This is a genomic window from Amnibacterium sp. CER49 (assembly GCF_029846255.1).
Taxonomy (GTDB): domain Bacteria; phylum Actinomycetota; class Actinomycetes; order Actinomycetales; family Microbacteriaceae; genus Amnibacterium.
In genome coordinates, this window is sequence record NZ_JARVWQ010000002.1 from 1,243,864 (window position 1) to 1,269,415 (window position 25,552).

The following is a 25,552-nucleotide window of genomic DNA, read 5'->3' on the forward strand; positions in this document are numbered from 1 at the left end:
GGACGAAGTACCTACACGCGGTATCGGGCGTGCTCCGCTGGGTCAGGACTGCGGGGTCGGGGGCTCCTCGGCGTCGTCGCCCGACGGGGCGCTCTCGATCGCCTGCTCGAGCACGGAGGCCGCGTCGTCGATCAGGGCCTCGGAGATGAGGACGGAGGGCAGCAGCCGCAGCACGCTGTCCCACGAGCCCGCGTCGAGCGCGATGACGCCGTTCGCCACGGCCGTCGAGATGACGTGCTTCAGCGCCTTCGGGTTCGGCTTCTTCGTACCGGGCTGCACGAGCTCGACGCCGAACATCGCGCCCTTGCCGCGCACGTCGCCGACGATGTCGTACTTGTCGACCCAGCCGCCGATGCGCTCGACGAGCGCGCGCTCGACGCGCTTCGCCTCACCGATCAGGTCCTCGCGCTCGACGAGGTCGAGCACGGCGAGCGCCGCCGCCGTCGAGACCGGGTTGCCGCCGAAGGTGCCGCCGACGCCGCCGGGCTGCACGGCGTCCATGATCTCGGCCCGGCCGGTGACCGCGGCGAGCGGCAGGCCGCCCGCGATGCCCTTCGCGGTCGTCACGAGGTCGGGCACGGCGTCGTGGTGCTCGATCGAGTACCAGGCGCCCGTGCGGGCGATGCCGGCCTGGATCTCGTCGGCGACGAAGACGATGCCGTTCTCGCGGCAGTACTCGACGATCCGCTGGAAGTAGCCGGGCGCCGGGATGATGATGCCGCCGTCGCCCTGGATCGGCTCGGCGAAGAAGGCGGCGACGTCGCGGGGGCCGACGTGCGTCTCGATGTAGTCGATCGTGCGCTCGGCCGCCTCCTCGCCCGAGAGGCCGTCGCGGAACGGGTAGCTGATCGGCACGCTGTAGATCTCGCCGGGGAACGGGCCCATGCCCTCGCGCTCCGGCCAGGGGCGATAGGTCATCGCCATCGTCATGTTCGTGCGGCCGTGGAAGGCGTGGTCGAGCACGACGATCGCCCGGCGCCCCGTGAAGCGGCGAGCGATCTTCGCGGCGTTCTCGACCGCCTCGGCGCCGGAGTTCACGAGCACCGAGTGCTTCTCGAAGTCGCCGGGGGTGATCTGCGCGAGCTTCTCGGCGACCTTCACGTAGTTCTCGTACGGGGTGACGGTGAAGAGCGTGTGGGTGAGCTTGCGCACCTGCTCGCTGACCGCCTCGGCGACCGCCGGGTCGGCGTGGCCGACGGTGGTGACGCCGATGCCGCAGCCGAGATCGATGAGCTGGTTGCCGTCGACGTCGACGAGGATCGCGCCCGCGCCGTGGTCCATGTAGATGTTCGCGAGGGTGCCGGCCCCCCGCGAGACGCTCTGGACGCGGCGCTCCTGCAGCGCCCGCGACCTGGGGCCGGGCAGCTCGGTGACGAGCCGCCGCTCCTGCGGGACGGAGAACTGCCGGACGGAGGACGGGGCGGTCGCGCTCATGGCCTCAAGGGTAGGCATGCGCTCCCCGGCCCGCTCGACGGCCGGTCGGGCCCGCGCCTACTCGTGCTCGACCGCGTCCAGACCGCGCCTACTCGTGCTCGACCGCGTCGAGACCGCGCCTACTCGTGCTCGACTGCGTCGAGACCGCACCTACTCGTGCTCGACTGCGTCGAGACCGCGCCTACTCGTGCTCGACTGCGTCGAGCACACGACTCACGACGGCGGCCGGGTCGCCGTGGATGTTCACCGTGGCGCCGCGCTCAGCGCTCGCGAGCGGCTCGAGCGTCGCGAGCTGCGAGTCGAGCAGCGACGGGGGCATGAAGTGCCCCTTGCGGGCGAGCAGCCGGCGCTCGAGCTCGTCGCGGGTGCCGGTGAGCAGCACGAAGAACGCCCGGGGCGCCTCGGCCCGGATCCGCTCGCGGTACTTCCGCTTCAGCGCCGAGCAGGCGACGACCACCGGCCGGCCGGCGACGCTGCTGCGGAGCGCCTTGCCCACCGCGTCGAGCCATGGGGCGCGGTCCTCGTCGGTCAGCGGGATGCCGCTCGACATCTTGTGCACGTTCGAGGCGGGGTGCAGGTCGTCCGCGTCGACGAAGACGCCACCGATCCGCTGGGCGAGGGCCGCGGCCACCGTCGACTTGCCGGCGCCGGAGACACCCATGACGACGATCGGCGGCAGGTCCATGCCGCCGACCGTATCGCGGCGGCCTCGCCGCCTCATCAGGACGACGGGATCAGTAGAACTCGACGGTGTTCACCGGGTTGATGAGGGGCCGCCCGTCGAGGAATCGCGTGACGTTGTCGGCGAACAGGTCGGCGATGAGCTCGTCCTCGAGGTCCGACAGGGCCGCCGTGTGGGGGCTGATCAGCACGTTCGGCTCGTCCCAGAGCGGCGAGTCGGCCGGGAGCGGCTCGGGATCGGTCACGTCGAGCGCGGCGAAGCCGACCGTGCCGTCGCGGAGCCGCTCGAGCAGCGCGTCCTGGTCGATCACGGTGCCGCGGCCCACGTTCACGAGCACGGTCCCGGGCTTCAGCGCGGCGAGCACCTCACGCCCGAGCAGGTGCTCCGTCTGGGCGGTGCCGGGCAGCGAGACCACGACGCCGTCGAAGTCGCCGATCCGGGCGGCGAGCTCGTCCGGGTGGAACACCTCCTCGACACCGTCGACCTGCGCGTCGCGCCGCGAGGTGCCGGCGACGTGCGCGCCGAGCGCCGCGAGCTTCGCGGCCGCGACGCCGCCGATGCCGCCGAGGCCCACCAGCAGCACCCTGCTGCCCTCCACGCGCCGCATGATCCAACGGCCGGTCGCCCAGTCGTGCCGCCGCTGGTGCTGCTCGAGTCGCGGCAGGGTCTTGAAGCCGGCGAGGAGGCCGAAGACGGCCCACTCCGCGAGCGGCACCGCGTGCACGCCGGCCGTCGTCGTGAAGCGGATGCGCTCGAGCTGCTCCTTGCTGAGGTGCGCGCCGCGCACCTGCGCGCCGCCGCCCGCCGTCATGAGCTGCACCCAGCGCAGGCCCGGGTTCGCGGCGGCGGTGCGGTGCAGCTGGTCCGGCCGCTCCCCCGGGATGCCGTAGAGCACCTCAGCCGAGTCGACGAGCTCGGTGAACCGCCGCTCGTCGGCCTCGCTGCGCCGGAACGCCGGATCGCCGGGGTGGTCGCCCGGGTGCCGCATCGGCGGCAGCAGGTCCTGCTCGACGACGAAGTCGATGCGCGGGTCGGCCGCGACGACGCGCTGCACGAGCTCGTCGGGGATCGGTGTGGCCGCGACGACGCGGAGGCGCTGCTCGCCCATCGCCTTCCCTCCCGCGGCTGCCGCCGCATCCGCCGCGCAGCCTATCGGCGGGTCCCCCGGCGGCTCCCAGAGCCCTTCAAGTCCTTCCAGACGCCGCTCACTACTGTTCTCGAGGGCGGGCCCGGGCGGGCCGCGCGACGAGGAGGCACCCCCGATGACGGACACGACGCTCGAGACCGCGCAGCTCGGACGGACCGGCATGGCGATCACCCGGGTCGGTTTCGGCGCGTGGGCGATCGGCGGCGGCGACTGGGCGTTCGCCTGGGGGCCGCAGGACGACGACGCGTCGGTGCAGGCGATCCACCACGCCGTCGATGCCGGCATCAACTGGATCGACACGGCCGCGGTGTACGGCCTCGGCCACTCCGAGGAGGTCGTCGGCCGTGCGCTGCGCGATCTGCCCGAGGGCGACCGGCCGCTCGTCTTCACGAAGGGCGGCCTCGTCTGGGACGAGTCCTCCCGCCGCGAGCAGCCCCGCCGGGTCGGCGACCCCGCCTCGATCAGGCGCGAGGCCGAGGCGTCCCTGAAGCGGCTCGGCGTCGAGACGATCGACCTCTACCAGATGCACTGGCCGGCCGACGACGGCACCCCCATCGAGGACTACTGGGGCGCCTTCGTCGCGCTGCGCGAGAGCGGCAAGGTCCGGGCCATCGGCCTGTCGAACCACTCCGTCGCCGAGCTCGAGCGCGCCGAGGCGGTCGGGCACGTCGACGCGCTGCAGCCGCCGTTCTCCGCGATCCACCCCGAGGCCGCCGACGAGCTGCTGCCGTGGTGCGCAGCGAACGGCACCGGGGTGATCGTCTACAGCCCGATGGGATCCGGCCTGCTCACCGGCGCCTTCGACGCCGACCGGGTCGCGTCGCTGCCCGACGACGACTGGCGCCGCAACAGCCCCGACTTCACCACGGACCTCGAGCAGAACCTCGGCCTCGGCCGCCGCATCGGCGAGGTCGCCGATGCGCACGGGGTGCCGCAGGCCGCCGCGGCGGTCGCCTGGACGCTCGGCTTCGAGGGCGTCACCGGCGCCATCGTCGGCGCCCGGCGTCCCGACCAGATCGACGGCTGGATCTCGGCCGCGGGCCTGCACCTCACGGCCGAGGACTACGCCCGGATCGGCGGGCGCACGCCGCTGGGACGATGATCGGGCGCACGCACGGAAGCCAAGGGAGGACGCTGAGATGACGGACGGCAGCAGCACGAGGGAGGGCGTCGCCGACATCGGCGTCGTCGGCATGGCGGTCATGGGCTCGAACCTCGCCCGCAACCTCGCCCACCACGGGCACACGGTGGCGATCTACAACCGCACCACCTCCCGCACGGACGAGGTGATGCAGCAGCACGGCTCGGAGGGCGACTTCGTGCCGGCGCACGACGTCGACGCGTTCGTCGCGAGCCTGAAGAAGCCGCGGACCGCGATCATCATGGTCCAGGCGGGGCGCGGCACCGACGCGGTGATCGATCAGCTCGCCGAGCGGTTCGAGCCCGGCGACATCATCGTCGACGGCGGCAACGCGAACTTCCACGACACCATCCGCCGCGAGCAGGACCTGAAGGCGCGGGACCTCAACTTCGTCGGCGCCGGCATCTCGGGCGGCGAGGAGGGCGCGCTGAACGGGCCGTCGATCATGCCCGGCGGCTCCCGTGAGGCGTACACCACCCTCGGGCCGATCCTCGAGTCGATCGCCGCCGAGGCCGAGGGCGAGCCGTGCGTCACGCACATCGGCACCGACGGCGCCGGCCACTTCGTGAAGATGGTCCACAACGGCATCGAGTACGCCGACATGCAGCTGATCGCCGAGTCGTACGACCTGCTGCGGCGCATCGCCGGGCACGAGCCCGACGCCATCGCCGACGTGTTCGCCGCCTGGAACGAGGGCGACCTCGAGTCGTACCTCATCGAGATCACCGCCGAGGTGCTGCGGCAGAAGGACGCGGCGACCGGCAAGCCGTTCGTCGACGTCGTCGTCGACCAGGCCGGGTCGAAGGGCACCGGCGTCTGGACCGTGCAGAACGCGGTCGGGCTCGGCGTGCCCGTCAGCGGGATCGGCGAGGCCGTCTTCGCCCGCGCCGTGTCGAGCAAGCCCGACCAGCGCGCCGCCGTGCAGGGCCGCGAGCACGGCCGGCCCGAGCCGGTCGCGAAGCCGGACGGCTTCGAGGACGACGTGCGCGCCGCGCTCTACGCCTCCAAGGTGGTCGCCTACGCCCAGGGCTTCGACGTGATCATCGCCGGCGCGAAGGAGTTCGGCTGGGACATCGACAAGGGCGCGGTCGCGAAGATCTGGCGCGCGGGCTGCATCATCCGGGCCCGGTTCCTGAACCGCATCGTCGAGGCCTACGAGCGCGACCCCGAGCTGCCGACGCTGCTCGCGGACGAGTACTTCGCGAAGGCCGTCGCCGACGGCGAGGCGGCGTGGCGCCGGGTCGTGTCGGCAGCGGCGCTCTCCGGCGTCCCGGTGCCGGGCTTCGCGTCGGCGCTCAGCTACTACGACTCGCTCTCGTCGACGCGCCTGCCCGCCGCGCTCATCCAGGGGCAGCGCGACTTCTTCGGCGCGCACACCTACCACCGCGTCGACCGCGAGGGCACCTTCCACACCCTCTGGAGCGGCGACCGCAGCGAGATCGAGTCGGCCGGCTCGGGACACTGACCCCGTGGCGCTCGAACGGCTGATCCTCGTCCGGCACGGCGAGAGCGAGGGGAACGTCGCCGCCGCGGAGGCGGACCGCACCCACGCGCTCCGCGTCGCCGTGCCGGCCCGTGACGCCGACGTGGTGCTCACCGCGCTCGGTCGCGAGCAGGCGGCGGACCTCGGCGACCGGCTGGCGCGCCTCGACGCGGCGGAGCGGCCCGGCGCGGTCCGGGTCTCGCCGTACGTCCGCGCGCGGGAGACGGCATCCATCGCCCTCGAGCGCGCCGGGCTCGGCCTCGAGCCGGAGGTCGACGAGCGGCTGCGCGACCGCGAGCTCGGCATCCTCGACGCGCTGACCTGGCGTGGCATCGTCGAGCTGCACCCCGACGAGGCGGAGCGCCGGCGCTGGCTCGGCAAGTACTACCACCGGCCCCCCGGGGGCGAGTCGTGGGCCGACGTGCAGCTCCGGGTGCGCTCGGCGCTCCACGATCTCGATGGGCAGGGCGGCACGGTGCTCGTCGTCTGCCACGACGCGGTGATCTGGCTGTTCCGCGCGGTCCTCGAGCACCTCGGCGAGCAGGAGCTGCTCGACGCCGCGCGACGCGACCCCATCAAGAACGCCTCCCTCACCGTGCTCGAGCGCGACGGGGCCGGATGGCGGGCGACGCTCGTGAACGACGTGGGACACGTCGAGGAGCCGACGGTGCACGGGAGGGAGTCCGATGACGTCCACGCCTGAGCCGATCGAGCCGGGCGGGCTCGTCCCGCTCCCGCCGCCCGGGCACGGCAAGCGCGACCGCGGCGACGTGCTCGTCGTCGGCGGTGCCGCGAAGACCCCGGGCGCCGCGGCGCTCACCGGTATCGCGGCGCTGCGGGTCGGCGCCGGGCGGCTGACCCTCGGTGTCGCGGCGTCCGTCGCGCCCTCCCTCGCCGTCGCCCTGCCGGAGGCCGGCGTGCTCGGGCTGCCGGAGGCGAGCGGCGGATCCGTCGCGGGCCGCGGCGCGGCCGACGCCCTCGCGGACGAGCTCGACGTCGACTGCATCGTGCTCGGGCCGGGCCTCGACGAGCCGGACGAGACCGGCGAGCTGCTCGCCCGCGTGATCCCGGCGATCCCGGAGCGCACCCGCGTGCTGCTCGACGCGTTCGCGCTCGGTGCGCTCGGCAACCGGCCCGAGCTCGCCGAGCCCCTGCGCGGCCGGCTGATCCTCACCCCGAACGCGGCGGAGGCGTCACGCCTGCTCGGCGCCGAGGTCGACGACCTCGCCGACGGGCTGCTGCGCGTCGCCGACCGCTACGACGCCGTCGTGAGCGGGGGCGGCATGGTCGCTGAGCCCGGCGGACGGCTCCGCGGCGTCCCGGCCGGTGGGCCGGGACTCGGCACCTCCGGCAGCGGCGACGTGCTCGCCGGCGCGATCGGCGGGCTCATCGCGCGCGGCGCCGAGACGGCGGAGGCGACCTGCTGGGCCACCTACCTGCACGCGCGGGCGGGAGACCGCCTCGCGGAGCGCATCGGGCCGCTCGGCTTCCTCGCCCGCGAGCTCGCCGACGAGCTGCCCCTCGTGCTGGCGCGGTCCGCCAACGCCTGACCGTCCGAGCCGCGGCGCGGGCCGGCGTCCGCCTGCTCCGGATCCGCGTCGCTCCGCGCTCCGCAGAGCGACCGGGATCCGGAGCAGCGGAGGCGCGTTCCTTAGTGGACGGAGAAGCCGCCGTCCACGAACAGCGCCTGCCCCGTGACGTAGCCCGACGCCGGGCTCGCGAGGAAGACCGCCGCGGTCGCGAAGTCGTCGGGCACGCCGTTGCGCCCGACCATCGTGCGCGCGGCGAGCGCCGCGACCCGCTCCGGGTCCTGCTGCAGGCGCGCGTTCAGCGGGGTGAGCACGAAGCCGGGCACGAGCACGTTGCTCGTGACGCCGGAGGCGGACCACGCCTCGGCCTGCGAGCGGGCCAGCGCCTCGAGGGCGGCCTTCGAGACGCCGTACGCGCCGCTGTCGACGAAGGCGCGGTGGGCCTGCTGGCTGGAGACGGCGATGAGGCGCCCGTAGCCCCGCGCCGCCATGCCCCGACCGAACCGCTGCCCGAGCAGGAACGGCGCGTCGAGGTTGAGGCCCATCGTGGCGTCCCAGACGGCTTCGTCGACCTCCGGCATCGGCGGCCGGAGGTTGACGCCCGCCGCGCTCACGACGATGTCGGGCTCGCCCGCCGCGGCGACGACGGCGGCGATCGCGTCGGCGACGCCTCGTCGCGTCCCGAGATCGCCGGGCACGCCGAGGACGTCCGCGCCGCGCTCCCGGAGCCCTGCTGCGGCGGCCTCGAGCCGGTCGCGGTCGCGCGCGACGAGCACCGTGCGCGCTCCCACGAGGGCGAGCGCGGACGCGATCGCGAGGCCGATGCCGGAGCTGCCGCCGGTGACGACCGCGGTGCGGCCCTCGAGGGAGAAGAGGCGGGCGAGGTGGTCGGCGGGCTGCACGCGCTGCACGCTACGGCCCCCGCGCCTGCTCCGGATCCGTGCCGCTCTGGCGCGCGCGGAGCGGCACGGCTCCGGAGCAGCTGGGACGGGGAGGCGCCGAGCGGCCTAGACGGCCCTCAGCCGCTCGAGCACCGGCTGGAACGCCTCGAGCTGCTCGGCCGCGACGGGCAGGAACGAGACGCCGGTTCGCTCGCGCAGCGCGAGCAGGGATCCCGCCATCGCGTCGGCGTCGCCGGAGAGCACGGCGGCGGCACCCGCGAGGTCGGCCGCGGTGGTGCCGGAGCGCTCGAGGTACGCCACGAGCCGTCCGCCGACCCCGGAGAGCTGCAGCGCGAGCTCCGGGTCGCCACCGCTCTCGCGGGTGCGCTCCGCGGCGCGGAGCACGTCGTCGACGGTCGCGGCCGGCGGCAGGGCGAGCGCGACGGTGTCGGCGGTCCCGGCGGGCCCGAGCATCCTCGGCCCCGCCCCGGCGATGATCACGCGGGGCGCCGGCTGCACCTCGCCGCGCACCGCCTCGACCGTCTCGAGCACCTGCCGGAGGCGGTCGGTCCAGCCACCCCACGGCATCCCGAGACGCTCCGCCTCGGCCTTCGCACCTGGCCGCCCCGTGCCGATGCCGAGCTCGAACCGGTTCCCCGAGAGCAGCTGCAGCGCGGCCGTCTCGCGCACGACGGCCGCCGGCGGCCGCAGCGGAGCCGCGAGCACCCAGGTCGCGACGTGCAGCCGGGTGGTGACGGCCGCCGCGGCGGCGAGCGCCGGGAACGGCGACGGCGTGAACAGCGTGTCGGGCAGCAGCAGGGCGTCGTAGCCGGCGGCCTCGACGGAGCGTGCGAGGTCGAGCCACGCCGTGCCGGAGACGGGCCGGCCGGCCACGACGCCGAAGCGGAACGGGTGCACGGCCACGGACGCAGGCTATGCCTGCGGCACCCCGGGACGGGAGCCCGGACGCGATCAGCCGCGCGACGCCTTCGGGTCGACGCGCCAGCCCACGAAGAGACGCCGGACGCGGCGCTCGATGCCCCACACCGTGACCTTCTCCATGGCCTCGCGGACGATGTTGCCGCTCATCTTGCTCACGCCCTGCTCGCGCTCGACGAACGTGATGGGCACCTGCACCATGCGGAAGCCCGAGTCCCAGGCCCGCAGGGCGAGCTCCACCTGGAAGCAGTAGCCCTCGCTGCGCACCGTGGTCAGATCGAGCTGCTGGAGCGTCGCCGTGCGGTAGACCCGGAACCCGCCGGTGATGTCACCGAACGGCACGCCGAGCATCGTCCGGGCGTACACGTTGCCGGCGACGGAGAGCAGCCGGCGCCGGAAGGGCCAGTTGACCGTCCTGCCGCCCGGCATCCACCGCGTGCCGAGCACGAGGTCGTTCGTCGCGGCGGCGTCGAGCAGGCGCCCGAGGTCCTCGGCGCGGTGGCTGCCGTCGGCGTCCATCTCGACGAGGAACTCGTAGCCGCGCTCGATGCCCCACGCGAACCCGGCGAGGTACGCGGCGCCGAGGCCGGCCTTCTCGGTGCGGTGGAGCACGTGCACGTGGTCGTCGCGCTCCGCCCAGCCGTCGGCGATCGCGCCGGTGCCGTCGGGGCTGCCGTCGTCGATGACGAGCACGTGCACGTCCGGCTGCGCCGCCCGCAGCTTCGTGAGCAGCACCGGGAGCGAGTCCGCCTCGTTGTAGGTCGGGACGCAGACGAGCGTCGAGGACGCGGGGGTGGGCATCGGTCGTACACCTTTCGGCAGGGCCGGCGGAGCGCCGGAGGGATCAGGGGGTCAGGGCGTGGTGCGGAGCAGGAAGCCGCCGCTGCCGCCGAGCACCCGGCCGCGCTCGAGCACGGCCTTCGACTCGGGGCTGAGTCCGGTCAGCTGCCGGGCGACGATCGTCGCGTCGCCGCTGCGCAGGTAGACGAGCAGGTCGTGCTGCCAGCGGAGGTTCTTCGGGCGGTCCTGCGCCTGGCCGTTCGCCTTCCGGACGTCGTCGCGGTCGTAGGTCCAGCCCGTCACGTCCGGCCAGAGCGGGCAGCCCCGCTCGAGGTCGCGGGTGAGCACGTTCATGCTCGCGAGGATCACCGGGTCGTCGGTCGTGATGCAGCCCCGGACCTGAGCGGCCGCGGGCCGCAGCGAGGCGAGCGGGATGCGCTCGCCGATCGGCTGCGCGTCCCGCCTCCAGTCGAGCGCGACGACGAGCACGAGCAGCACGACGACGCCCACGGCGCGCACGGCCCGGATGGGGATCGGTCTGAGCCAGCGCGCGGCGCCGACGCCGACCATCACCGACGCCCACGGCGTGACGAACGAGACGTAGTGGGTGAAGTAGGACGGGCTCGCGATGATCACGAGGGCCGTGACGACGCTGAGCACGACGTAGACGCGGGCGCCGCGGACGAGGGCCGCGCCGATCGCGAGCAGGAGCCCGATCGCGAAGACGGTCAGCGCGATGCGCGAGGGGGTGAGCCACGCGAGCGAGCCGTGCAGCGTCGGCGCGCCCGAGAGCCCCAGCACCCGCTTCTTCAGCGAGCCGATCAGGGTGCCCGGCCGGGGCCGGCCGAGCTGGTCGAGCACGACCTGCTGCAGCATCGGCCCGGGCGCCGCGAGCAGGAACGGCACGTAGAGCGCGACGCCGCCGCCGACGAGCCCGAGGAACCACTGCAGGCGCCGGGCGGGCTGGAAGGCGAGCACGATCGCCGCCGGGATGATGTACCAGACCTTCATGCTCACGGCGAGCGCGGCGCAGGCGCCCGCGAGCAGCGCCCAGGCCGGCGAGACGGCCGCGCGCCGGGCGAGCAGCAGGGCGAGCAGGATCCCGAGCGTGCCGATCGGCTCGAGCGTCGTCGACCGCTCGGTGTACGCGTTCGGGAAGAACACGGCGTACGTGACCCCGGCGATGAGCGCGGCGCCGAAGCCCCACCGGCGGGCGAGCACCATCACGATCACCGCGTTCAGGGCGCCGACCAGCTCGAACGAGACGCGGGCGAGGGCCATGGCCCGGGCGTCGGTCACGACGGCGCCGAGCGCCGCGAAGGGCCCGAGCAGGACCATGATCCCGGGCGGCTGCAGGAACAGGAAGTCGAGGTAGGGCACCCGGCCGTGCGCGAAGGCGGCGGCGCCCGCGTAGTACACGCCGTCGTCGTAGGCGTCGGAGCCGAGCAGGCCGCCCCCGCGGAGCAGCAGCCCGATGCGCACCCAGAACGCGATCGCGGCGACGAGCACGACGACGGCGACCCACGCCCAGCGCGGGACCGGCAGCGGTGCCGGGCGATCCCTGGTGGGCGCGGTGCCCTGCGGCACGGCGGTGGCGGTCGCGGTCGCGGTCATGCCTGCACTCCTGTCCGGCCTGCCGGCGCCGCGACGGGCGGGGCCGCGGCGATCAGGAGGCCTCCCGCCTGGTCGAGCGCCTCGGGACGCCCGCCGGGAGCGTAACGGCGAACGCTGCGGGCGACGCGCTCCGGAGGCGGACGTCGCCGCCGATCGCCCGGGCGACCCGGCGGGCGAGGGCGAGTCCGAGCCCGGCACCGGGGCTGTCGTCGGAGTGCACCCCCGCGGCGAAGAGGTCCTCGTCGGCGCCGACCACGGGCTCGCCGTCGTTCTCGATGAGCACGACGACCTGATCGCCCTCGTGCACCGCCGTGATCCGGATCGTGCTGCGGGCGTACCGCACGGCGTTGTCGAGGACGGGGGCGACGATGCGCTCGAGCAGCTCCTTCGGCACGGCCGCGACGGCGTCGGACGGCACGACCCGGATGCCGAGCACCGGGTCGGCCATACGGCCTGCGAGGGCCTCGACGACGGGCACGACGTCGGTGCTCGCGTCGGTGCCGATCGAGCCGCGGGCGACGTCGAGCAGGGTCGTCATCGCGGCGCTCATGTCGCTCGCCGCCGCGGCGATGCGCCCGAAGCGGTCGCGCTCGCGGGGCGCGACGCCGCGGCCGAGGCGGCCGAGGTCGGCCTCGCCCTTGATGACGGTGAGCGGTGTGCGCAGCTCGTGCGCGAGCTCGGCGGTGAGCCGCTGCTCGGCGCGGATCGCCTGGCTGACGCGCTCGAGCAGCGAGTCGAGCACGGCGCCGAGCGCGGTGATCTCGTCCGCGGGAGGCCCGAGGTCGAACCGCTGCTCGAGCCGGTCCTGCGACCAGGCCTCGGCGGCCCTCGTCATCCGGGCCACCGGCGCGAGCGCGCGCCGGACGATCAGCCACGCGAGCAGGGTCATGCCGGCGACGGTGATGAGGCCGAGCACGATGCTCGCGGCCGCCTCCCGCTTCAGCACGCCCTCGTAGGGGCGCGAGCTGAGGACCGTGATGACGGTCCCCACGCGCTTGCCGTCGGACTCGACGGGCTGGGCGTAGAGCCACCAGTGGTCGGCCTCGCTGTAGCGCGGGCTGCCGGCCGTGCTCAGCTCGGCCACGGGCTGCCGCAGCGACGACGGCACACGCGGCCCCGCGACGAACCGGCCGTTGCGGTCGGTGATCCAGCTCAGGGTGTCGAACAGCACGTCGTTCGCCTTCGCCGGACGGAGCGTCCCGTTCGCGTAGGTCGTCGTCGCGAGCACGGCGTCGGCGCGGTCGGAGAGCACCTGGCGCATCTCCCGGTCGGTGCCCTGGTCGCTGAGCAGCAGGACGGCGCCGATCAGGAGGGCCATCCCCACCACGCTGAGCAGCGCGGTCGAGGCGACGATGCGGCGCCGCAGGCCTGCGCCGAGCGGGAGGGACCGCATCAGCAGTCCCTCGAGCACCACGCGCGCAGCGGGCGGGACGCTCGACGGCAGGTCACGGGAACGATCCTGGCGGTCCGGGCCCTCGTCGCGCGAGGGCCGACGCGCGTCCCGCCGCGGCGGGGCGGCCGTCACCGCTCGGGCCGTCCCACCTGGTAGCCCACACCGCGCACCGTCGCGATGAGCTCCGGCACCGTCTTGTGCCGGATGTAGTGCACGTACGTGCGCACGACGCCGAGCTTCTCCCCCTCGGGGAAGACGCTGCGCAGGATCCGCTCGGGCGCGAAGGTGCGGTCGGGGCTCTCCGCGAGCAGCCGGAGGATGTCCGACTCCTTCTCCGTGAGCGCGACGCGGTCCTGGCCGGGCGAGGTCAGCGCCCTGCCGTCCGGGTAGAAGCGCCAGCAGCCGATGTCGAGCACGGTCTCCTCGATCGCGCTCGCGCGCCGCAGCGCGCGGAGACGGGCGAGCAGCTCGTCCGTCTCGAACGGCTTCACGAGGTAGTCGTTCGCACCGCTGTCGAGTCCCTCGACCCGGTCCTGCAGCGTGCCGTAGGCGGACAGGAGCAGGATCGGCACCCGACGGCCGGCGGCGCGGACGCGGCGCAGCAGCTCGAGCCCGTCGAGCTCGGGGAGGCGCCGGTCGAGGACGACGGCCTCGAATCCGTTCGAGAGCACGGCGTCGAGGCCGGCGAGGCCGTCCTGCACGAGGGTCACGTCGTAGGTCTCGCCGAGGATCTCGGCCATCAGCGGGCCGAGCCGGGCGTCGTCCTCGACGATCAGCAGGGCGGGCAGTGGGCTATCCGACATGAGCGCCCTCCCGGCGGCTGCGGCGGCGCTTCAGGAGTGCCGAGATCACGATCGGCGCGATCGAGATCACGACGACCAGGGCGAGGAGCACCTCGAGGTTGTTGACGATGAAGGGCACGCCGCCGAGCGCGCTGCCGAGCAGCGTCACGCCGCCCGCCCAGAGCACGGCGCCCACGATGTTCCAGGTGAGGAACCGGGGGTAGTGGTAGCGGGCGCTGCCCGCGGCGAGGGCGACGTAGGTGCGGACGATCGGCACGAAGCGGCCGAGCACGAGCGCGGCCCCGCCGTACTTCGCGAAGAAGCCCTCGGCCTCGTGGAGGTGCCGCAGCTTCAGCACCCGCGCGTCCTCCTTGAAGAGGCGGCGGCCGAACCGCAGGCCGAGCCAGTACGCGACCTGGTTGCCGAGCACGCCGGCCACGACCCCGACCACGATGATCTGCCAGATCTCGAGCCCCAGCTTCGCGTGCAGCAGCCCCGCCGTGACGAGCAGCGAGTCACCGGGCAGGAACGGGAACAGCACCCCGGATTCGATGAAGACCATGAGGCCGATGGCGGCGAGCGCCCATGGGCCGAGCGAGGTGAGGAGGTTCCCGAGATCGAACATCGGATCAAGGTTCCGGAACGAGCACTGAGGAAGCCGTGAGGCACCCGGAAGACTCCCCCGGGCCGTGCGCCTCAGCGACGGATCAGCAGATCTCGGTCATCCTCGTCCTCCATGAGCCCCGAGACGCCCGTCCGCCTCGTCGTGCCCGCGGTGCTGAACCGCGTCCCGCTCGTGACCCCGCTGTTCTGGGTCGTCAAGGTGCTGACGACCGGCATGGGCGAGACGATGTCGGACTTCCTCGTGAAGCACTACCCGCCCGAGATCGTCGTGCCGCTCGGCTTCGTCTTCCTCGTCGCGATGCTCGTCGCGCAGTTCCGCCTCCGACGGTACGTCGCGGCCGTCTACTGGACCACCGCCCTCGCGGTGAGCATCTTCGGCACGATGGCGGCGGACGTGCTCCACGTCGGTCTCGGCGTGCCCTACGTCGCCTCCACGATCGTGTTCGCGGTGGCGCTCGCGGTCGTGTTCGTGCTCTGGCACCGCAGCGAGCGCACCCTGTCGGTGCACGCGATCATCACCGCCCGCCGCGAGCGCTTCTACTGGGCGGCGGTGCTCGCCACCTTCGCGCTCGGCACGGCCGCAGGCGACTGGACCGCGGTGAGCCTGCACCTCGGCTTCCTCGGCTCGGGCGTGCTCTTCGCCGTCGCGATCGCCGTGCCGGCGCTCGCGCACCGGTTCGCGGGGCTGGGCCCGGTGCTCGCGTTCTGGACCGCCTACGTGATCACCCGCCCGCTCGGGGCCTCGTTCTCCGACTGGATCGCGGTGCCCGCCTCGCGTGGCGGCCTCGACGTCGGCACCGGGCTCGTGAGCGTCGTCGAGCTCGCGGTGTTCATCGTGCTCGTCGTCGTGCTCTCGATGCGCAAGCGCGACGTCGAGGTCGTGCCCGCCGCGGCCTGACCCGCGTCAGTCGAGCGCGCCCGGGCGGACCCGGACGGGCGCGAGCGCGGCGACGACCAGCGCGGCGGTGATCGAGCCGGCGGCCATGATCGCGGCGAGCACGACGATCTGGAACCGGCCCGCGTCGAGCGGTGAGACGCCGCCGAAGATCGCGCCCACGAACGCGCCGGGCAGCGTGACGAGCCCCGTCGTCCGGGTCTGGTCGGTCGACGGGATGAGCGCCGAGTAGACGGCGGACCGGGCGAGCGTGCGGGTCGACTCGCGCGGCGTCGCTCCGAGCGCGAGCCAGCCCTCGACCTGCTCCCAGGAGTCCGTGACGGACTCGGTGAAGCGGCGCCCGGCGAGCGTCGCGATCGACATCGCGTTGCCGACCACGATGCCGCCGATCGCGAGCGCGTACCGGGCCGTGAAGGCGATCGCCCCGGTGCCGAACACGACGACGAGGGTGACGAGGATGCCGCAGCCCATCGCCCCGGCCATGACGGCGAGGTGCTGCGCGCTCCAGCCGATGCGCCGCGTCGCGGTCGACACGGCGACACCGAACATGACGAGCAGGGCGGCGCCCACCCAGAGCGGATCGCGGATCACGCCGGCGAGCACGAGGCTGATGACCGCGAGCTGCAGCGCGCCGCGGAGGATCGCGAGGGTCGGCGCTGAGCGGTGCGGGGTCCGCACGACGGTGAGCACCCCGACCGTGATGGCCGCGAGCACGGCGACGCCCAGGAGCGAGGGCAGGAGCGTCGCGAGGAGCACGGCCCGAGGCTATGGCCCGCGCCCGTGCGACGTCGGCCGGGATCCTCGGGACCGCACGCTGCGCCTTCGTCGTCGACCCCGACAGACCTCCCAGCCCCGCTGCTAGCGTGACGCCGCCCGCAGGGGCGGGCGGGGAGGCGGCGACGATGGCGGAGAGCACGCGGTTCGACGAGGCGGCGGCGCAGGTGCGGGCGGGCGCGGACCCGCGCGAGGCCGCGGCGGCGCTGCTGCAGGAGCTGACGCCGGAGGAGCGGCTCTCGCTGCTCGACGGCGACGAGCCGTTCTGGCAGGGCTTCCGGCGGATGGTCGTCGAGGGCTACAACCACACGCCCTACGTGCACGGCGCCGTGCCGCGGCTCGGCATCCCCGGCCTCCGCTTCGGCGACGGCCCGCGCGGCGTCGTGCTCGGGCAGGCGACCGCGTTCCCCGTCTCGATGGCGCGCGGCGCGACCTGGGACCCGTCGCTCGAGGAGCGCGTCGGCACCGCCATCGGACGCGAGCTGCGCGCCCTCGGCGGCAACTTCTTCGGCGGCATCTGCATCAACCTGCCGCGGCACCCCGCGTGGGGCCGCATCCAGGAGACCTACGGCGAGGACCCGCTGCTGCTCGGCGACTTCGGCGCCGCGCTCCATCGCGGCGTCGCGCCGAACGCGATGACCACCGTGAAGCACTACGCGCTGAACTCCATGGAGAACGCGCGCTTCACGGTCGACGTGACGATCGACGAGGCGAGCCTGCAGGAGGTGTTCCTGCCGCACTTCCGCCGCGTCGTCGAGGCGGGTGCCGACGCCGTCATGACCGCCTACAACTCGGTGAACGGCGCGTGGGCGGGCGAGAACCGGCACCTCATCACCGAGGTGCTGCGCGAGCAATGGGGCTTCCGCGGCATCGCCGTGTCCGACTTCATCTGGGGCCTCCGCGACCCGATCGCGTCGCTGCGGGCCGGGCTCGACGTGGAGGAGCCGTTCTCGGAGCAGCGCGCCCCCGTGCTGCCCGAGGCCGTCGCCGCCGACCCCGACCTGCGAAGCGAGGCGGACGCCGCCGCGATCCGGATCCTCGCCGTCGAGCTCGCCTTCGCGGCCCGCCGGGTGTCGGACGAGCCCGGCCCGTCGGTGGTGTTCTCGGCCGAGCACCGCGCGCTCGCCCGCGAGGTGGCGACCCGCTCGATGGTGCTGCTGAAGAACGCGCCGGTCGAGGGCGCGCCGGTGCTGCCGCTCGAGACGGGCGCGCTCCGCCGCCTCGCCGTGATCGGCGACCTCGCCGCGCGCCCCAACACCGGCGACAACGGCTCCTCCGACGTCCGCTCCCCCGCCGTGTCGACGCCGCTCGACGGCCTCCGCGCGGGGCTCGCGGGCGTCGAGGTGACCGCCGCCGGTGACGACCCGCAGCAGGCGGCGATGGTCGCGGCCGATGCGGACGCCGCCGTCGTCGTGGTCGGCTACACGGCGCAGGACGAGGGCGAGTACATCGAGGCGGGCGCGTTCCTCGCCCCCGACCTCGTCGCCACCTACCCGCCGACCGAGGGCGACGCGTGGGCGGAGGACTTCCTGGGCAGCGCCGGCGGGCAGGCGGGCGCGGGCGGCATCGTCGGTGGTGCGGCCGGCGGCGACCGGCGCAGCCTGCGCCTGCACCGGCACCACGTCGAGCTGATCGAGGCGGTCGCCGCGGCGAACCCGCGCACCGTCGTCGTGATCGTCGCGGCAGGCGCGGTCATCACCGAGGAGTGGCGCGAGCGGGTGCCCGCGGTGCTGCTCGGCTGGTACGCGGGCAGCGAGGGCGGTGCGGCGCTCGCCGACGTGCTCACCGGCGCGGTCGACGTCGCCGGGCGTCTGCCGTTCTCCATCCCCCGCAGCGAGGACGACCTGCCGTTCTTCGACCCGGACGCCACGAGCATCACCTACGACCGCTGGTTCGGGCAGCGCCTGCTCGACCGCGACGGGGTCGACGCGGCGTTCCCGCTCGGGTTCGGCCTCTCGTACACGCGGTTCGCGATCGCGGACCTCGAGCTCGGCCCGGTCGACGGCGAGCACTTCGCGGCGCGCGCCACGGTCACGAACACCGGCGATCGCGACGGGCGGCACGTCGTGCAGCTGTACGCCGAGCCGCACGAGGCGGCCGGCGACTTCCCGCGGCGGGTGCTCGTCGGCTTCGCGGGCGTCGAGGTGCCCGCGGGCGGCAGCCGCACGGTCGAGCTGCGCGGCTCCGTCCGGCCCCTGCAGCGCTGGACCGACGAGGGCTTCGTGCCCGCGGCGGCCGAGGCGCTCGTCGCCGCCGGCGCGGACGCCGCGGACCGCACCGGCCCGACCGCACGCCTCCGGCTGCGGTAGCGGGCTCGGGGTCGGCGGCCACGGATTCGGTCCACCGGCGCTCCCGCCACGGATGCGGTCCCTGGACGGGATCCGGTGCCGCCGACCGGATCGGTGGCGGGATAGAGCCCGGATTCAGGCCGGACGGTCCGAACGGCCGGGACTCAGGACCGGCGGTGCTGAATCCCGGCCTCCGTCCTGAATCGTGGTTCGACGTTCGCCACGGATTCGGTCCAGCGGCGCTCCGGCCACGGATTCGGGCCCTGGACGGGATCCGCTGCCACGGACCGAATCGGTGGCGGGGCGGAGCCCGTCGCCCCTCAGGTGCCCGCGAGGGAGCCGCTGACCCCGCCGAGGCTGAAGTAGCGGTGGAACACCGCGAACACGAGCAGCGGCGGGATCAGCGCGACGACCGCGAGCGCCGGGCCGCCTCCGCCGCCCGCCACCCCGAGGCCGAGCGTGTAGTTCGTGTTCGTGCCGAGGAAGAGGCTCGCGATCCAGTAGTCGTTCCATGCGAAGAGGAACGTGTAGACCGCGGTGGAGAGCACCCCGGGCAGCGCGTTGCGGAGCACGACGCGCACGAAGCCGCCGAGCACGCCGCACCCGTCGAGCCAGGCCGCCTCCTCGAGCTCGGCCGGGATCGCGTCGAATGCGGCGCCCATCATCCAGATGCCGACCGACACGGCCGCGCCGATGTAGAGGATCGTGACGCCGACCAGGTCGTCCACGAGCCCGATCTGCGCGAACACGACGAAGAGCGGCACGAGGAAGACGACGAGCGGCAGCGACTGCACGCCGAACACGAGCAGCGAGAACACCGCGACGCGGCGTCCCCGCCCGCGCGAGAGCACGTACCCGGCGGGCGCGGCGACGAGCACCGTCACGAGGACCGTGACGGCGGTCGTGCCGAGGCTGTTGCGGAGGAGGAGCAGCGTCGTCGGGTTCGCGAGCGTGAGCGCGAGCACGCCGAGCGGGCCGCCCGGCACGTCGCCGCCATCGTCCCCGAGCGGCAGCAGCGCACGCCAGACGATCGACAGCACCGGGAGGAGCAGCACGACCGTCACGACGAGCAGGACGGCGAACCGCAGCCAGGGGCCGCGGCGCCTCACGCGGTCTCGCCGCGCTGCGCCGCCGTCTCGTACGCCTTGGCCGGGATCTGGGTCGCGAGCTTGCCGCCGCTCACATCGATGAGGGTCCCCGTGATGTAGCCGGCCTGATCGCTCGCGAGGAACTTCAGCACGTCCGCGACGTCGCGCGGCTCCTCCCAGCGCCGCAGCGACAGGGTGTCGAGCAGCCGGTCCTGCGCGGCCTGCGGCATCTCGGCGAAGCCGTTGATGCCCGTCGGCACCATGCCGGGCGCGTAGGCGTTGACGGTGGCCCCGTAGGGGCCGAGCTCGCTCGCGAGCACCCGCGTCAGCTGCACGACGGCCGCCTTCGAGGCCGCGTAGGCGGAGCTGTTCACGCTCGGCACGATCGCGGCGAACGACGCGGCGTTCAGGATGCGGCCCGACCGCTGCCGCTGCATCACCGGCACCACCGCCTTGCACATGCGGAACACGCCGCCGACGTTGATCTCGAAGAGGCGCCGCCAGGCGTCGTCGGCGATCGTCTCGAGCGGTCCCTCGAGGTTGATGCCCGCGTTGTTCACCAGCACGTCGATGCGGCCGTGCCGCTCGACGATGCGACGGACGACGTCCTGCACGGCGGTCTCGTCGCCCACGTCGCAGACGAGGTCGTCGTCGCCCACCGGGAAGCCGCCGCCCTCGAGGTCGAGGCGGACCACGCGGGCGCCCTCCTCGGCGAACGACTCGGCGATGCCGGCGCCGATCCCGCGAGCCGCGCCGGTCACGATCACGACCCGATCCCTGAGATCGATCTGCATGTGGACCTCCCGGTGGCGGCGAGCATACTGAGCGCGCCGGAGTGGCCACTGAGGGCGGGGGCCGGCCCTCGTCGAGCGCTGAGGGAGGGCGATGGGCGACCCACGGGTGCTCTGGGTGACGGGGGCGGGATCCGGCATGGGGCGGGCCGCAGCCGTCACCGCCGCCGCCGGCAGGCGGGTCGTGGTGTCGGGGCGTCGGCGCGAGCAGCTCGACGGGACCGCTCGCGCGGTCGAGGCGGCCGGCGGCGAGGCGCTGGTGCTCCCGCTCGACGTCACCGACACCGCCGCGATCGCGGACGCGCACCGCGAGCTCGCGTCGCGCTGGGGCGCGGTGTCCGACCTCGTGCTCTCCGCCGGGTCGAACAGCCCGCACCGCCGGTGGGGCGACCAGACCATGGAGGGCTTCGAGCGGATCGTCGCCACGAACCTCATGGCGGTCGCCGCCGTGATCGAGGCGACGCTGCCGGATCTGCGCGCCGCGCGGGGCACCGCGGTCGTCATCTCGTCGTACTCCGGCTGGTCGTTCTCGCCCGGCGCCGGTGTCGCCTACAGCGCGAGCAAGACCGCGCTGGGTTCGGTCTGCCGCAACCTGAACGCCCAGGAGTGGGAGTCGGGGGTGCGCGCGACCCACCTCTGCCCGGGCGACGTGAACACCGGCTTCCTCGAGCTGCGTCCCGAGGTGCCGGCCGACGAGGTGCGCCGCGGCATGCTGCAGCCCGAGGACGTGGGCCGCGCCGTCGCGTTCGTGCTCGACTCGCCGCCCCACGTGCGCATCGACGAGCTGGTGCTGAGCCCCACGCAGCAGCACTGACCCGGCAGCGCCGACCGGGCAGCACCGCGCCCGCCGGCACCGTCCCGGCCGGCTCTGAGGATCCGCCTCCGATCCCTCGGCCGCGCCGGGCATGCCGTCGGAGCGCTCGATAGCGTCGAGGCATGCCGGAGCACGGGATCGCGGAGGTCGTCGCCTTCGCGGCGGCCGCGCTCGCGGTCGTCGTGGTCGTCCGCTTCGTCGCCGAGCGGATCCGGATGCCGTTCACGGTGCTGCTCGTGCTCGTCGGCGGCCTCTACGCGCTCCTGCCCGGGCCGAACATCGCGCTCGAGCCCGACGTCGTGCTCACCGCGGTCATCGCGCCGCTGCTCTACAGCGCCGCGCTCGGCGCGAGCCTCATCGACATCCGCCGGGCGTTCCAGCCGATCGCGAGCCTCTCACTCGGCCTCGTGCTCGCGACCGCGCTCGTGCTCGGCGCGCTGCTGCCCCTCGTCGTCCCCCACCTCGGCTTCGCCGCGGCCGTCGCGCTCGGCGCCGCCGTCGCCCCGCCGGATCCGGTGGCCGCGCTGTCGATCGGGCGCCGGGTGGGCCTGCCGCGACGGCTGCTCACGGTGATCGAGGGCGAGGGCCTGCTGAACGACGCCACCGCGCTCACCGTGTTCGGTGTCGCGGTGGCCGCCGTGGCGGGGTCCGGCTTCTCCCTCGGCCTCGCCGTCGGCGACTTCCTGCTGTCCGCGGTCGGCGGTGTGGTGATCGGGGCCGGCATCGCGCTGCTGCTCGGGATGATCCGTCCGCTCCGCGAGGACGCCGTCGCCGGTGCCGCGGTGTCGCTCGCGACGCCGTTCGTCGTCTACATCGTCGGCGAGGAGCTGCACGTCTCGGGCGTGCTCGCCGTCGTCATCGCGGGGCTCGTCGCCGGCCACCGGCTGCCCCGCTCCGACACGGGCGCCTCCCGCCTGCAGGCCGCGGCCGTCTGGCGGGTGCTCGACCTGCTGCTCGAGGGCTTCGTCTTCCTGCTGCTCGGCAACCAGCTGCCGGAGATCGTGCCGGCGCTCTCGCGCTACAGCGCCGGGACCCTCGTCGGCGCCGTCCTCGTGACGCTCGCCGTCGCGCTGCTGCTGCGGCCGATCTGGCTCGCGCTGACGCAGCTGCTCCCCCGGCGGCTGCGGCTCGCCGGCGACCGCGGCGCCCCGCGCCTCACCGCCGGCGAGCTCGTGCTGCTGTCGTGGTCCGGGACGCGCGGGGCGATCACGCTCGCGGCCGTCTACTCGCTGCCCCTCGACTTCCCGCAGCGCGACCTGCTGCTCTTCTGCGCGTTCGTGCTCGTCGCCGTCACGCTGCTCGGGCAGGGGCTCACGTTCGCGCCGCTCGCACGTCGGCTCGGCATCCGGGCGAGCGCCGCGGACGGCATCCGCAGCCGCAACGAGGCCAGGCTCGCCGCCGTCGACGCGGCGCTCGCCCGGCTCGACGACGTGCAGGAGGTCCCCGAGGAGGCGCGCGCCGGCCTGCTGCGCGACCTCGAGGAGCGGCGGCGACGGTACGGGCGGCGGTTGGAGGTGCTCTCCGAGGCCGAGGAGGGCGAGCCGCAGGTGTCGTCCGACTACCTCGCCGCGCTCGGCGCCCGTCGAGCGATCCTGCAGGCCGAGCGCGACGAGCTGCTGCGGCGCCGCGACGAGGGCATGCTCAGCGAACCCGACCTGCGCCGCCTGCAGGGCGAGCTCGACCACCAGGAGAGCCAGCTCCCGCCGATCCCCTGACGCGTCCACCCCGCGAGGTGTGTGCGCCGTCGGGACGCATGGAGGCGTTCGAACCTGTACCGATGTCCCGGCTGCATGCGGAAGGCACGGGGTCGGCCGGTTCCTTGGCGCGTTCCAACCCTGCTCCGCAGCGGCTGCGAGCGCTTCGGCGGACGGTTCCTGTTCGTCGTCGCACCGTGCGGCGGCGAAGGAAGGAGCACGATGGCGGAGCAGAACGGTGCCCGCAGGCGAACGGCGCTGCTCGTCGCGGGCGGCCTGCTCGCCGGCGGCGCGGCCGCGGGCGTGATCGGCGTGACCGCGGCGACGGCCTCGGGTGCGCCCAGCCTCACGTCGGCGGTGTCGTCGGGGAGCCCGCTGCCCGGCTACGGCCAGAGCGGCGAGGGCGGGTTCCCGTCCGGGTCGCACGGCCCGGGCGAGACCCTGGCCACGGGCAGCACGGCCGCAAAGCTGACGGCCGCGGCCCTGAAGGCGGTGCCGGGCGGCACGGTCCTCCGGGTCGAGACCGACTCGGGCGACGCCGCCTACGAGGCGCACATGAAGAAGCCCGACGGCACCCTCGTGACGGTGAAGCTCGATTCGAGCCTCACGGTCACCGGCGTCGAGGACGGCATGGGCAAGGGCGGTCCCGGCGGCGCCGGCCCGCAGGGCGGCGGGTCCGGCACGGCCGGGCAGGCGCCCTCCGGCTCGCCGGCGAGCGGCTCGGCCACCTGACGGGCGGGCACCGCGTGCGGCGCCGACGCGTGCCGCACGCGGTGCCTCCGATCCGCGGCGCCTCGCGCGGTGGGTGTGGCGCCGCGCGGTACGCATGCCCACCGCGCGACGCCACGAGTACCGCGCGACCTGGGACGGTCGACGCCCGGCAGACTGGACCCGATGACGCGGGCCGCGATGCACGAGGGCGAGGTCGCTGTCGACACCGCGCTGGTGCGTCGGCTGCTCCGGGCCCAGGCGCCCCAGCTCGCCGGCCTGGCGATCGAGCCCGCCGCGACCTTCGGCACCGTGAACGCCGTGTTCCGCCTCGGCGACGCCCTCTCGGTTCGCCTGCCGCTGCTCGAGGACGGCGTCGCCGACCTCGATCGCGAGGCCGCCGTGCAGCCGCGCCTCGCGCCGCTCCTGCCGCTCGCCGTGCCCGCGGTGGTCCGGTTCGGCGATCCGGACGATCACTACCCGTACCGCTGGGCGATCTGCTCCTGGCTGCCGGGCTCGCCGCTCGGGCCGCCGGCGGACGACCACGAGGACATCGCCCGGGCGGAGGCGCTCGCCGGCTTCGTCGCCGCGATGCGCGCCGTCGACGTCACGGGCGCGCCGCGGGCCGGCCGTCCGCCGCTCGCCGAGCTCGCCGCTGACACGCGGGCGGCGCTCGAGGCGTCCGTCGAGCTCGATCGGGCCGCCGCGCTCGCCGCCTGGGACCGCGCCCTCGAGGCCCCGGTCTGGGACGGCCGCGCGACCTGGATCCACGCCGACCTGCTGCCTGGGAACCTGCTCGCGACGGAGGGCCGGCTGAGCGGCGTGATCGACTGGGGCGCGGCCGGCACCGGCGACCCCGCGCACGACCTCGTGCCCGCCTGGGCGGTGCTCGGCCCGGCCGGCCGACGCGCCTACCGGGAGCGGCTCGCGCCCGATGACGGCACGTGGGCGCGGGCGCGCGGCATCGCGCTGCACCAGGCCGCGATGGCGATCCCGTACTACCGCGACACGAACCCGGGCTTCGCCGCCGTCTGCCGGCGCACCGCCGAGCAGGTGCTGCTCGACCCCGAGGCCTAGGTCAGGGCGCGCAGCAGCGCCGCGACGACCGCCGCGGCGAGCACGACCACGAGGAACGGCGCCCGCAGCGCGAGCAGCACCGCGGCGACCGCGAGGGCCGGCACCCGCGCGTCGAGCACGAAGGCGCGGCCCGCGGCGAAGGCCTGCGTGACGACGAGCCCGGTGAGCAGCGCCACCGGCAGCAGGTCGAGCGTCCGCCGCGCGGGCGCCGGCTCGAACAGCTTCGGCGGCACGAGGTAGCCGGTCACCTTGAGCGCGAGGCAGGCGACCGACGCGGCCATCACCGCGGCCCAGGTGCTCACGCCGCCGCCTTCGGGCCGAGCAGGTTCGTCGCGCCGACGACGATCGCGACGACGACCGTGAGCAGCACGGGGACCCCGGCGGGCAGCGCCGGCACGAGAGCGGCGGCGAGCACGGCCGACGCGGCGGCGACGGCGCGGGCCTGCCGCTTCGCGAGCCGCGGCCAGAGGAGGGCGAGGAACGCGGCGGCCGCCGCGGCGTCGAGACCGAAGGCCCGCACGTCGCCGAGCAGGTTCCCGAGCAGCGCGCCGATCAGGGTCGTGAGGTTCCACCCGAGGTAGACCGTCGCGCCGGTCACCCAGAAGCCGAGCCGCTGCAGCCGCGGCTCGGTCTGGGCGATGGCGACGGCGGTCGACTCGTCGATCGTCAGCTGCGCGGCGGCGAGCGCGCGCAGGGGCCGGTAGCGCAGCAGCGGCGCGAGCCGGACGGCGTAGAAGAGGTTGCGGCTGCCGAGCAGCGCCGCGCTCGTCACGCCGATCCCCGCCGCCGCAGCGCCGCCCGTGGCGAGCACGCCGATCAGCGCGAACTGGGATCCGCCCGAGAACAGCACGAGGCTGAGGAAGCAGGTCTGGGCGACGTCGAGCCCGGAGAGCACGGACAGCGCGCCGAACGAGACGCCGTAGGCGGCGGTGGCGAGCCCGACCGCGAGCCCCTGCCGGACGACCCGTGCGGTGTCGCGCTCCCCCATCGCATC

25 protein-coding genes are annotated in these 25,552 nt (G+C 74.6%); 10 read left to right on the forward strand and 15 right to left on the reverse strand.

Features of this window, described 5'->3' with window-relative positions; all coding sequences use genetic code 11:
* Positions 1-42: 42 nt before the first annotated feature.
* From QDR37_RS15980 to QDR37_RS15990, 3 genes are all read right to left on the reverse strand, one after another.
* Positions 43-1,434 (reverse strand): aminotransferase class III-fold pyridoxal phosphate-dependent enzyme, encoded by a 1,392-nt coding sequence (locus QDR37_RS15980; RefSeq protein ID WP_279714761.1) that lies wholly within the window; start codon positions 1,432-1,434, stop codon positions 43-45.
* A gap of 181 nt (positions 1,435-1,615) precedes the next feature.
* The gene (locus QDR37_RS15985; RefSeq protein WP_279714762.1) at positions 1,616-2,119 is read right to left on the reverse strand and encodes a gluconokinase; all 504 of its coding nucleotides are present in this window, start codon (positions 2,117-2,119) and stop codon (positions 1,616-1,618) included.
* A gap of 49 nt (positions 2,120-2,168) precedes the next feature.
* Complete coding sequence (locus tag QDR37_RS15990; RefSeq protein ID WP_279714763.1) at positions 2,169-3,224, reverse strand: D-2-hydroxyacid dehydrogenase; 1,056 nt, start codon at positions 3,222-3,224, stop codon at positions 2,169-2,171.
* 154 nt (positions 3,225-3,378) lie between these two features.
* Here QDR37_RS15990 and QDR37_RS15995 point away from each other — a divergent pair, with 154 nt between their 5' ends.
* The 4 genes from QDR37_RS15995 to QDR37_RS16010 are packed head-to-tail and all read left to right on the forward strand — an operon-like array spanning position 3,379 to position 7,437.
* Positions 3,379-4,365 (forward strand): aldo/keto reductase, encoded by a 987-nt coding sequence (locus tag QDR37_RS15995; RefSeq protein ID WP_279714764.1) that lies wholly within the window; start codon positions 3,379-3,381, stop codon positions 4,363-4,365.
* Between the two features lie 37 nt (positions 4,366-4,402).
* Entirely contained in the window at positions 4,403-5,869 is a 1,467-nt protein-coding gene (gene gndA / locus QDR37_RS16000; protein WP_279714765.1) for an NADP-dependent phosphogluconate dehydrogenase, read from the forward strand.
* Between the two features lie 4 nt (positions 5,870-5,873).
* A complete protein-coding gene (locus QDR37_RS16005; RefSeq protein WP_279714766.1) occupies positions 5,874-6,590 on the forward strand; it encodes a histidine phosphatase family protein in 717 nt (238 codons plus the stop codon).
* Positions 6,574-7,437: an NAD(P)H-hydrate dehydratase gene (locus tag QDR37_RS16010; RefSeq protein ID WP_279714767.1), complete on the forward strand. Its 864-nt coding sequence runs from the start codon at positions 6,574-6,576 to the stop codon at positions 7,435-7,437. Before QDR37_RS16005 ends, QDR37_RS16010 begins: the two co-directional genes overlap by 17 nt.
* Before the next feature lie 101 nt (positions 7,438-7,538).
* On the opposite strand, the gene QDR37_RS16015 is transcribed toward QDR37_RS16010, so the two are convergent.
* The 7 genes from QDR37_RS16015 to QDR37_RS16045 form a co-directional block, all read right to left on the reverse strand.
* Positions 7,539-8,318, reverse strand: coding sequence for an SDR family oxidoreductase (locus QDR37_RS16015; protein ID WP_279714768.1), 780 nt, complete (start codon positions 8,316-8,318; stop codon positions 7,539-7,541).
* Positions 8,319-8,423: 105 nt separating this feature from the next.
* Positions 8,424-9,221, reverse strand: coding sequence for an LLM class flavin-dependent oxidoreductase (locus QDR37_RS16020; RefSeq protein ID WP_279714769.1), 798 nt, complete (start codon positions 9,219-9,221; stop codon positions 8,424-8,426).
* Between the two features lie 48 nt (positions 9,222-9,269).
* The gene (locus tag QDR37_RS16025) at positions 9,270-10,037 is read right to left on the reverse strand and encodes a polyprenol monophosphomannose synthase (RefSeq protein ID WP_279714770.1); all 768 of its coding nucleotides are present in this window, start codon (positions 10,035-10,037) and stop codon (positions 9,270-9,272) included.
* 51 nt (positions 10,038-10,088) lie between these two features.
* Entirely contained in the window at positions 10,089-11,630 is a 1,542-nt protein-coding gene (locus QDR37_RS16030; RefSeq protein WP_279714771.1) for a hypothetical protein, read from the reverse strand.
* Between the two features lie 52 nt (positions 11,631-11,682).
* A complete protein-coding gene (locus QDR37_RS16035; RefSeq protein WP_279714772.1) occupies positions 11,683-13,023 on the reverse strand; it encodes a HAMP domain-containing sensor histidine kinase in 1,341 nt (446 codons plus the stop codon).
* 128 nt (positions 13,024-13,151) lie between these two features.
* Positions 13,152-13,826, reverse strand: a complete 675-nt coding sequence (locus QDR37_RS16040) for a response regulator transcription factor (protein ID WP_279714773.1) — start codon at positions 13,824-13,826, stop codon at positions 13,152-13,154.
* A complete protein-coding gene (locus QDR37_RS16045) occupies positions 13,816-14,430 on the reverse strand; it encodes a DedA family protein (RefSeq protein WP_279714774.1) in 615 nt (204 codons plus the stop codon). The genes QDR37_RS16040 and QDR37_RS16045 overlap by 11 nt, the downstream gene beginning before the upstream one ends.
* Before the next feature lie 111 nt (positions 14,431-14,541).
* On the opposite strand from QDR37_RS16045, the gene QDR37_RS16050 reads away from it, so the two are divergent.
* Positions 14,542-15,327 (forward strand): hypothetical protein, encoded by a 786-nt coding sequence (locus QDR37_RS16050; protein WP_279714775.1) that lies wholly within the window; start codon positions 14,542-14,544, stop codon positions 15,325-15,327.
* Between the two features lie 6 nt (positions 15,328-15,333).
* Here the strand turns inward: QDR37_RS16050 and QDR37_RS16055 are convergent, their stop codons facing one another.
* Positions 15,334-16,080: an ABC transporter permease gene (locus QDR37_RS16055; protein ID WP_279714776.1), complete on the reverse strand. Its 747-nt coding sequence runs from the start codon at positions 16,078-16,080 to the stop codon at positions 15,334-15,336.
* 146 nt (positions 16,081-16,226) lie between these two features.
* On the opposite strand from QDR37_RS16055, the gene QDR37_RS16060 reads away from it, so the two are divergent.
* The gene (locus tag QDR37_RS16060) at positions 16,227-18,407 is read left to right on the forward strand and encodes a glycoside hydrolase family 3 C-terminal domain-containing protein (protein WP_279714777.1); all 2,181 of its coding nucleotides are present in this window, start codon (positions 16,227-16,229) and stop codon (positions 18,405-18,407) included.
* Between the two features lie 299 nt (positions 18,408-18,706).
* Here the strand turns inward: QDR37_RS16060 and QDR37_RS16065 are convergent, their stop codons facing one another.
* Both QDR37_RS16065 and QDR37_RS16070 read right to left on the reverse strand, forming a co-directional pair.
* The gene (locus QDR37_RS16065) at positions 18,707-19,495 is read right to left on the reverse strand and encodes an ABC transporter permease subunit (protein WP_279714778.1); all 789 of its coding nucleotides are present in this window, start codon (positions 19,493-19,495) and stop codon (positions 18,707-18,709) included.
* Positions 19,492-20,268, reverse strand: coding sequence for an SDR family NAD(P)-dependent oxidoreductase (locus QDR37_RS16070; protein WP_279714779.1), 777 nt, complete (start codon positions 20,266-20,268; stop codon positions 19,492-19,494). The genes QDR37_RS16065 and QDR37_RS16070 overlap by 4 nt, the downstream gene beginning before the upstream one ends.
* 91 nt (positions 20,269-20,359) lie before the next feature.
* Between QDR37_RS16070 and QDR37_RS16075 the strand changes: the two genes are divergently transcribed.
* The 4 genes from QDR37_RS16075 to QDR37_RS16090 all read left to right on the forward strand — a co-directional run bounded on the left by QDR37_RS16075 (position 20,360) and on the right by QDR37_RS16090 (position 24,558).
* Positions 20,360-21,079 carry an SDR family NAD(P)-dependent oxidoreductase gene (locus tag QDR37_RS16075; RefSeq protein ID WP_279714780.1) on the forward strand — a complete coding sequence of 240 codons (720 nt, stop codon included), beginning with the start codon at positions 20,360-20,362 and terminating at the stop codon, positions 21,077-21,079.
* Positions 21,080-21,201: 122 nt separating this feature from the next.
* Positions 21,202-22,794: a sodium:proton antiporter gene (locus tag QDR37_RS16080; RefSeq protein WP_279714781.1), complete on the forward strand. Its 1,593-nt coding sequence runs from the start codon at positions 21,202-21,204 to the stop codon at positions 22,792-22,794.
* 201 nt (positions 22,795-22,995) lie between these two features.
* Positions 22,996-23,505, forward strand: coding sequence for a hypothetical protein (locus tag QDR37_RS16085; protein WP_279714782.1), 510 nt, complete (start codon positions 22,996-22,998; stop codon positions 23,503-23,505).
* Positions 23,506-23,667: 162 nt separating this feature from the next.
* The gene (locus QDR37_RS16090) at positions 23,668-24,558 is read left to right on the forward strand and encodes an aminoglycoside phosphotransferase family protein (protein ID WP_279714783.1); all 891 of its coding nucleotides are present in this window, start codon (positions 23,668-23,670) and stop codon (positions 24,556-24,558) included.
* Here QDR37_RS16090 and QDR37_RS16095 read toward each other — a convergent pair.
* A complete protein-coding gene (locus QDR37_RS16095; protein WP_279714784.1) occupies positions 24,555-24,860 on the reverse strand; it encodes an AzlD domain-containing protein in 306 nt (101 codons plus the stop codon). The two genes, QDR37_RS16090 and QDR37_RS16095, sit on opposite strands and share 4 nt — an antisense overlap.
* Complete coding sequence (locus tag QDR37_RS16100) at positions 24,857-25,546, reverse strand: AzlC family ABC transporter permease (protein ID WP_279714785.1); 690 nt, start codon at positions 25,544-25,546, stop codon at positions 24,857-24,859. The genes QDR37_RS16095 and QDR37_RS16100 overlap by 4 nt, the downstream gene beginning before the upstream one ends.
* Positions 25,547-25,552: the final 6 nt, after the last annotated feature.